At 55.7% G+C, this 7827-nt stretch carries 8 protein-coding genes and 1 pseudogene; 5 read left to right on the forward strand and 4 right to left on the reverse strand.

Annotation, left to right across the window (positions count from 1 at the left end):
• The 3 genes from KBZ15_RS14160 to KBZ15_RS14170 form a co-directional block, all read right to left on the reverse strand.
• Positions 1 to 246, reverse strand: a 246-nt coding sequence (locus KBZ15_RS14160; RefSeq protein WP_255015862.1) for a hypothetical protein, incomplete at its 3' end; no start/stop codon positions are given.
• The gene (locus tag KBZ15_RS14165; protein ID WP_255015863.1) at positions 243 to 731 is read right to left on the reverse strand and encodes a MotA/TolQ/ExbB proton channel family protein; all 489 of its coding nucleotides are present in this window, start codon (positions 729 to 731) and stop codon (positions 243 to 245) included. The genes KBZ15_RS14160 and KBZ15_RS14165, both read right to left, overlap by 4 nt.
• Before the next feature lie 23 nt (positions 732 to 754).
• Complete coding sequence (locus KBZ15_RS14170) at positions 755 to 1096, reverse strand: ArsR/SmtB family transcription factor (RefSeq protein ID WP_396123496.1); 342 nt, start codon at positions 1094 to 1096, stop codon at positions 755 to 757.
• 442 nt (positions 1097 to 1538) lie between these two features.
• Between KBZ15_RS14170 and galE the strand changes: the two genes are divergently transcribed.
• Positions 1539 to 2567, forward strand: a complete 1029-nt coding sequence (gene galE / locus KBZ15_RS14175) for a UDP-glucose 4-epimerase GalE (RefSeq protein ID WP_255015864.1) — start codon at positions 1539 to 1541, stop codon at positions 2565 to 2567.
• A gap of 201 nt (positions 2568 to 2768) precedes the next feature.
• Positions 2769 to 2903 carry a hypothetical protein gene (locus KBZ15_RS14180; RefSeq protein ID WP_254931079.1) on the forward strand — a complete coding sequence of 45 codons (135 nt, stop codon included), beginning with the start codon at positions 2769 to 2771 and terminating at the stop codon, positions 2901 to 2903.
• Positions 2904 to 2987: 84 nt separating this feature from the next.
• Here KBZ15_RS14180 and KBZ15_RS14185 read toward each other — a convergent pair whose 3' ends face one another.
• Positions 2988 to 5861, reverse strand: coding sequence for a chemotaxis protein CheB (locus KBZ15_RS14185; protein WP_255015865.1), 2874 nt, complete (start codon positions 5859 to 5861; stop codon positions 2988 to 2990).
• 250 nt (positions 5862 to 6111) lie between these two features.
• On the opposite strand from KBZ15_RS14185, the gene KBZ15_RS14190 reads away from it, so the two are divergent.
• The 3 genes and pseudogenes from KBZ15_RS14190 to KBZ15_RS14200 all read left to right on the forward strand — a co-directional run.
• Positions 6112 to 6279, forward strand: coding sequence for a ribbon-helix-helix domain-containing protein (locus tag KBZ15_RS14190; RefSeq protein ID WP_254931081.1), 168 nt, complete (start codon positions 6112 to 6114; stop codon positions 6277 to 6279).
• A gap of 511 nt (positions 6280 to 6790) precedes the next feature.
• On the forward strand, positions 6791 to 7378 hold the full coding sequence (locus tag KBZ15_RS14195; RefSeq protein WP_254931082.1) for an AraC family transcriptional regulator: 588 nt from the start codon (positions 6791 to 6793) through the stop codon (positions 7376 to 7378).
• Positions 7379 to 7684: 306 nt separating this feature from the next.
• A pseudogene (locus KBZ15_RS14200) lies at positions 7685 to 7827 on the forward strand (hypothetical protein); the annotation flags it as partial.

A 7827-nucleotide genomic window follows, 5' to 3' on the forward strand; every position in this document is an offset into this window, starting at 1 on the left:
CCTCAGGACCCGGGCCAACATGGCTGGGGTCAGGGGCATGCCGTTGAGGATCCAGGTGCCCTGGCCTGTGAGGGCCAAAGCCAGGGTCTCGCCGGGGGCCCCAACGGATTCGGCAGCAGGCGTGGGGTCGGGCGCAAGCAGCAGGGCCGGCAGGGCCGCAACAGCAAACAGCACCGTGATGGTGCAGGCCGCCAGGGGCACCGGAAGCAGCGTTAGCCAGTTGGCCTCCAGCACTGGCGACCTCATGGCTGAATGCTGGCGCCAAGGCCCAGCTGCCACTGGCGCAGGCCCTGGTTGAGCAGCAACAGGGCCAACGCCACAAAGGTGAGCTGCAATCCCAGCAGGGTGGGCAGCAACACATCGCCGTAGCCAGCCAGGGGTGCGTTGGCCGGCAACAGCAACTGGGGACCCAGTTGCCTCAGCACGGCCATCAGCCCTGACGTGGTTCCAATCAGGCCCAGCAGGGGCGCCAGCACAACGGCCGCCTGCAGCAGGGGTTCACCCCAGGCCATCTGCCTTTCCCAGGATTCGAGCACAGCGCGGCGCGCCTCAGGGGAAGGCGCCTGGGCCATCGCTGCACCGAACTCCCGCCAGGGACGCCGGCCACGGCGCCACCACCGCCACCAGAAAGCGCATCGATCAAAGCCGATGGTGAAAACGGCCAACGACAGCACCAGCAGGGGCAGGGCAACCGGCCCGCAGGCTTTCCCCAGGGAGAGGGCAGATGCCATAGACCAAACAAATCACCGGGAGGTTATGAACTCCCGCATGTCAATGCCGGTATCCGGCTTGCTTGACATGCCAAGGAAGCCAGCCATGCACCCAGCTGGCCAAGCAGCTCAGGCTGGAGCTGGTAATAGGTCCAGCGCCCCTCCTCGCGGGCCTCGATCAGGCCGGCCTCCTTCATCACCTTGAGATGGAAGGACAACTTCGACTGGGCCAGCCCAAGCTCGGCCGTGAGCTCACAGACACAGCGCTCACCACCTCCCAGGGCCTCAACCACCTGGATGCGGATCGGATCTGCCAGGGCCTTGAGCAACTGGCGGGCCTGGCCAGCCGTCAGGGGCATGCAGTGCGGGGAGGGGGCGACGGGCACGGGAGCGAGCCTGGCAGACAGATCAAAGTTAATTGATTAGAAAGTTAATTGGTTAGACACACCGGGCCCACTGCGCAGCACCGATCAACAGGGGGCAAAGTTTCATCTCCATGCACCTTCCCTCAGCCCTAGGGTTTCATATAACATCTCTACCGATAAATTGCCGCATGCAGCAAACTGCTGTGGCGCGCAGCAGATTGGCAGCTTGATCGCATAAAAGATTGCAAGGGCGAAAGGAATCCATAGGATTTGGTGGTTCTACCACCTAACTTATGCGTATTACAGATCAACTGTTCAAAGACGACGAGCCAACAAAAACCCAGCCAATGGGGATACAAACGTGGATCTACCTAGCCAGCAATAGCTACAATAGCGCCACCACCAAATTAATCCTCCCAGCATGGAGTCAATTAGGCGTCCGTAAGAGTGGGGGCAGCTACTGATGACCATCGTGCTCGTGACGGGTGGCGCTGGCTACCTGGGATCTTCGGTGCTTGCACCCCTAAAACTGGCTGGATACCAGCCAGTCGTATTCGACAACCTCAGCCGCGGCTTTAGCCAGCTGGTGTTACAACACAACGTGCCACTGGTCCTGGGGGACCTGTCCGATCGTTCGCTACTGCGATCCGTGCTGAAGGCATACCGGGTCGATGCGATTCTCCATTTCGCAGCTCTCGCCAACATGGGTGAATCAAATGAGCAGCCAAATCACTACTACCGGATCAATACGGTCGACGCCCTAGGGTTACTCGAAGAGGCAATAGCCTATCGCCCCCAATCGCCTCCGGCAGTTATTGTCTCATCCAGCTGCGCGGTGTTTGGCATACCACCAGCATTGCCAGTTGCGGAGCTCAGCACCCGAACGCCAATTAATCCGTACGGCCGTAGCAAGCTGGCAATGGAGTGGATGCTTGAAGATCTGGCCCAGCGCTACCGCTTCCCAGCGGTGATCCTGCGCTCCTTCAACGCCGCAGGAGCAGATCCACAAAACGGGTGCGGCGAATGCCGTCAACATGAAACCCATCTGATTCCGCTGGCTATCGAAGCAGCACTGGAAGGAAAACCGTTTATAATTTATGGTGATCATTTCGAGACGCGCGATGGCAGTGCCATTCGCGACTTCACCCATGTGCGGGATCTAGCATCCGCCCATATCGCTGCTCTCGATTACCTGATTGCCGGTGGCGCAAGCACCGATTTCAATCTAGGTACAGGGGTGGGCTATTCGGTGCGTGAGGTTCTCAATTGCGTGGAGCGAGTATGCGGACGGCCGATAATCGTGAAGATCGGCCGCCGGCGCTTGGGCGACCCCCCGGCCCTGGTGGCCGACGCAGCCAAGGCGCGTCAACTTCTGCATTGGCAGCCGCACTATTCCGATCTGGAGCGAATCGTGCGCGATGCACTGAGCTGGGAACAGCAGCGGCAGCGAGTGCCAGGGCTGGGGCGCCTTGCCGCCGCTGGGGTGCAGTAGGTGACCGAATAACTATAAATATGGATTAAATAGGTGAATGCAGCTCATGGCAAAAGGCTAGAAGGAGCCACTCTTTAAACCGTAGCAATCGTCTCACCGGACGCAAAAGTTTCAAAAGTTGAATACAACGGACCAGTGCGTGCTCTCGCATATCCCTGAGCCCCAACAAACTCTCAATCATTCTCAAAAAGAAAACAAACCATGGCCATTCTCAAGATCAAAGGAAAGTGGAATAAAGTGAAGGAAAAAATCAAGCAATCTTACGCTGAACTTTTTGATGACGACCTGATCAACTTTAGGGTCAAGGATGCTGAGGAGCCGAAGCAGAAGCCGTAGCCAATTAACCCTAGTACGGGGGAAAATGCTGTGCCAACTGGCATGATAGACAGGGATTTACTAACCAAAGCAACAGGATATTTTCTAATCCAAGGGGTCGTCAGTGACATCGCCGAGGGTACCCACGAAGTACTGGTCGTCGTTCTCCTCGACGATTCTGCCAACCTCCATGAGAGTCCGCTCCTGCCCATCCCGCCTTGTCAGCCGGTAGGTCACAGACCAACCGGAGCCACCTGCATGGCGCGCCGCAGCCACAACGGCACGATCCGCAGTAAGGATGGCGCCATCAAAGAGATCTGAATTCTGCACGTACTCAGCTGGGGACCAGCCTGTCAACTTTTCGATCTGATGGCTGATGTAGAGGGTCTGCTCCATGGTGTGATCCCGCTTCCAAACAACCTGTTCCAGTCCTTCGGCAAGGCTGGTGAACTCCCGCAACGATGCTTCGGCAGCACGACGCAAAGCGACCTGCTCCGAGACATCTGTATGCGTAATGATTGCGCCCAGGCATCGACCTTCTAGGTTGAGATAGGGCATCACCTGCACCAGGTACGAGATCTCGTCACTGCTGGCTTCAATAGTGCGAAGCACCTCTCCCCTAATCACGGCCAGCAGGTCTTCACGCAAGCTTGGTAGCGGCATGGTTGTGGGAATGCCGATTAAGGGTTGGCCGACATCACTTTCCACCAATCCGAACAACCTTGCGGCCAGGGGCGTATAGCGAGTGATACGCAGATTGCCATCGACAATCACCATACCCTGATTCAAAGAGTTCTGAATATTTTCTAGATCAATATTAAGGCGCTCGAGCTCTTCGCTACGGACACGATACTGCTGATTAAGCGTGCCCAGCTCCTCATTAGTAGCCTGCAACTCCTCAAAGGAAGCCTGTAGCTCCTCGTTGGAAGCCTGCAATTCCTCAGACGAGGCCTGGAGTTCTTCAGAGTAACCCTCCAACTCTTCATTAACCTGCTCCAGATCGGCCATGGAGCGACGCAGGGTGTCCTGACTGGAGAGGAGCTCGCGCTCTAGACGTTCGATCTCGCCAGCAAAGCCAGCATCCTGATCTCCACTGCCCAGATCCGAAATGCAGCTCCCCTGATTTGCTTCACTGTTAATGAAGGAAATTATGGTGAGTTTGCGATCACCCACTTGAAAAGGCGCAGCCTCCAGCCGCAGCGGAGTATCCATACCTTTGAGTTGGATGCTGGGACTGCTAGCGACCTTGCCATCAGCGCGTACCAGCAGAAATAGGGCCCTGGCCTCGGTTTGCAGTTCATCACGCAGATAAGCACCGGCGGCAGCCGTCATCCTTCCTTCAGGAATCCGGCAGTATGGTGACACATCTCCAATGATTTCTACTAGATCATGGTTTTCATCCAGCACCAAGGATGGGTGAACAAAGGCACGAAGCAAGGCTTCCAACAGATTGACGTGCTGCTCGGACTCCGGTTCTCGCACCATCGCGAAGGCCTTGGGCGAACGGAGGGACGCCAAATCACGATAAACAGGCATTGCTAGAGCGCCAGGGTTACGGGATCGACCGTCGGGAGTGCGTTCATAAATGCGATGAGTACCATTAACAGCCTTAAAGCAAGATGCACGACCAATTGATTCAGAACTACCAAGAAAAAGGAGCCCCCCGGGGAGCAGCGAGAACCCAAATAAATCAAGCACCTGCTGCTGCAGTGGCGGCGTAAAGTAAATCAAGGTATTGCGACAGGAAATCAGGTCAATATTTGGAAATGGTGGATCATTTGCAACATTATGACGGGCAAAGACAATGCAACTACGCAGGTCCTTATTGATTTCCAGAGTGCCTTCTCCCTGCGTTGTAAAGCGATTTAGCAAATCATTAGAGATCGCTTTTGCTTGGGATATCGGATAAATACCCCGTCTTCCAAATGCAAGACTCTGCTCGTCTAGATCGGTGGCAAAAATCTTGAGCTGCTGGCTAAGGTTGACTGGATGACCCATCACCTTGCTGATGGTCATGCCAATCGAATAGGCCTCTTCACCAGTCGCACAACCAGGCACCCAAACACGGAGCTGATCGTCAGGGGCACGTCTGGTGAAAAATGCTTTCAGACTTGTCTCGAGGGCATCAAAAGCAAGCGGATCTCGGAAGAAGGTGGTCACAGTCACCAGCAAGTTCTGGGCCAAAGCCTTAGCTTCACTGGGATCTGAAACTAACAAGGGCAAATAATCCTCCATAGTGGGGACATCACAGATCGCCATTCGACGCTGGATCTGACGACGCAAGGTTGACTCTTTGTACTTCGAGAAATCGATCCCCGTACATAGCTTCAACTGGGCAGCGGCGCTCGTGAGCAGAAATGGCTCGCTCGGGCATGCCGCATTGCCGTTCCAGACCCCCTTGTGATTGAACCAATGACTCAAACGAATGCCGAGGGTCGCCGCGTCGGCAACCAGATCACTACCTCCCAGGGCAATCGCAGCCCGAGGCATCCCGCCAAAGCGAGCACTTTCTGGGGATTGCACCAAGGTGAGCCCGCCTACGGCACCAACGGCGCGGAGGCCGCGGGCACCATCGGATCCCGTACCCGAAAGCACGACGGCCGCAGCCTGTTCGCCCCAATGGGTCGCCAGTGATTCGAACAGCAGATCAATCGATGGACTGGGACCAAAGCGAAGTTCCGGATCGGTGAGCTTGAGTTTGGACCCATCAACCGTGGCATCGCTGTTGGGGGGGATCACCAACAGCTGGTCGGGGTAGATCGGAGAGCCATCGTGGGCGCCCACCACCTTCAGCTGCGTGCTGCGTGCCAGAAGCTCTACCAACTGGCTGGGATGGTCGGGGGATAGGTGCTGGGCTACCAGGTAGGCAACGTTGCCACCGGGCTGGAGTTGGGAGGCAAGAGCCTGAAGTGCCTCAAGCCCTCCTGCCGAAGCCCCGATTGCCACCACGTGATCGGGGCCAACGGGCAGGCCCCTCATTTAACTTCTCGGCTTTGGCCGCGCCGGCCGGTGGCTTCAAGGGGCACTAGGGGGTACTTTTAAGGTGATTCTTACCTAGGCGGGTAAGAACTTGGCAATTGCTTCACCTAACTTTGCGCGACGATCCCTGTTCGAAAGCTGCAAATCTATCCGAAATATGCAGCATCAACCATACGAGGGCCCAAGGGTCTAGGAATTCGGGGCCCACAGGTGCTTTAATTATTCTCGTACATATTTATGGAGCAATCCAATGATCGTCTCTGCCGATTCCATAGCTTTTCGCAAGCCAGTTAGGATTTCGATAACCGTATCCCATTTCACCTGCGCCGAGCTGATGCGTGTTAGCGATGAGCAAGGCAGATCACTCTCTAACTTCGCATCTTTTCTGCTTGAAACCTCTTTAGGCAAATACAATTGATAGAGTCTAGCCGCCTATGGTGACTTCGTCCTCGGCAAATTCGCAGCGAGATTGGGCACTCATTCGCCGCTCCAATCCATTTGCCAATCTGCTGGGACCGCTTCATAAATGCAAGCTGAATGATCATAGTTTTCGTTTTCTCTTTTCACTCGAACGAAAACGAAATAATCAAGCGCCATCGACAGAAATAATCGGCGGAGGCGAGGCCTTCCAGCTGGCCTGGTCAGATCTTGAGGTTTTGGCCTTGGTAGGCCCCCCAGCCAGGGCTGAACTGGGGCCCTCCCCCAGGGTTTCCCTGATCTTTGTCACCGCCGGCAAAGTTTGCCTGTTTCAGGGAAGCAGGCACCTATGCGCTGCGGCAGCGGGGAGTTGTTTAATCATTCCGGGAACACCCATTCGATGGGTGAGCACAGCCTGCTCTGTGGTTTGTGTAATGCTCCCCTGGCAGAATCTAGAGGAGATGGCTGCGTCGATAAACTCGAATGGATCGGAGGTCGTTCAGTACCCTCTGATGTTGGAGAATCCAATAAGCTGCAAACCCTCCGATGGCCAGCTCGATGCCCAGCTGCTTTCCCTGCTGGATTGCACTTTACGAACCATCAGCGCCCTGCAGGAATCAAATCCATCCTTAATCAGGCCGCTGGGGCTGGCAGAACAAATTTACCGCCTGATTGCAATCCTGGCATTTCCGAACCTCCGCCAGGTGCCAGATGGAGAGGCCATTCAGCTTGGGGACGACCAGCCTCTCGATTCATTTGATCAACTCATTAACTACATTGCCGCGAACCTGGATAAAACTCTAAGCCTGACCTCGCTTGCTGAACTAAGCAACTATTCAAGGAGGGCACTCCAATACGCATTCCGCGAACGCATGGGCTGTACAGCAACCCAATGGATTCGGGCAAAACGGCTGGACCAGGCCCGTCAACGGTTGCTGAAGAGTTCCCCCAAAGAAACGGTGACTAGCATCGCCTGCGCCTGTGGCTATCGCTCCATGGGGCTGTTTAGCGTTGAGTTTCAACAGCGCTTTCACATCCAGCCCTCGCAGCTGTTGCGGTTAGCTCGATCTGGTCACTCGGCATCAGCCGAACTCATCTGAGCCACCCCCTGCCCCCCTCAGCATGGGCTGGGGAAGAGGCGGCGGCGAGAGGATCAGAAAGCAAGTCTGCTTGGCTGCATCTAATGCGGCAACCTGCGACACATTGATTCGCAGGCGATGCAAGCAGCGCCTAAAATAACTCAGAATTAGGGCAAAGCGTATAAATCGAGCCTAAATCCGTGCCATTACGAAGCAGTTGGCAAGTTCGTTTGGCAAGGCCAGCACGGGCTGTGAAGGGAACCACTCCGATCACCGATTGCCAGCTACCAGTCACCGAGCTCAGAGCAAAAACAAGAGACCCTTTCCATGAATGATCGTTTACGCATTCTTCAGCGCCAACCGCGTCGCATCTCAATCACCCTGAGCTACCACGTTCATGAAGCCCTGCTGAGCCGATCGGAAGAGGAAGGGCGCTCCGTCTCCAACTTATGTGCCTTTCTGCTGGAGGA

It is taken from the genome of Cyanobium sp. BA20m-p-22 (assembly GCF_024346275.1).
GTDB lineage: Bacteria > Cyanobacteriota > Cyanobacteriia > PCC-6307 > Cyanobiaceae > Cyanobium_A.

What these genes read in the sequence shown, in the direction of transcription:
- KBZ15_RS14165 (WP_255015863.1), bottom strand. Translation starts at nt 731, where the DNA reads ATGGCATCTGCCCTCTCCCTGGGGAAAGCCTGCGGGCCGGTTGCCCTG.
- galE (WP_255015864.1), top strand. Translation starts at nt 1,539, where the DNA reads ATGACCATCGTGCTCGTGACGGGTGGCGCTGGCTACCTGGGATCTTCG.
- KBZ15_RS14180 (WP_254931079.1), top strand. Translation starts at nt 2,769, where the DNA reads ATGGCCATTCTCAAGATCAAAGGAAAGTGGAATAAAGTGAAGGAAAAA.
- KBZ15_RS14185 (WP_255015865.1), bottom strand. Translation starts at nt 5,861, where the DNA reads ATGAGGGGCCTGCCCGTTGGCCCCGATCACGTGGTGGCAATCGGGGCT.
- KBZ15_RS14190 (WP_254931081.1), top strand. Translation starts at nt 6,112, where the DNA reads ATGATCGTCTCTGCCGATTCCATAGCTTTTCGCAAGCCAGTTAGGATT.
- KBZ15_RS14195 (WP_254931082.1), top strand. Translation starts at nt 6,791, where the DNA reads ATGTTGGAGAATCCAATAAGCTGCAAACCCTCCGATGGCCAGCTCGAT.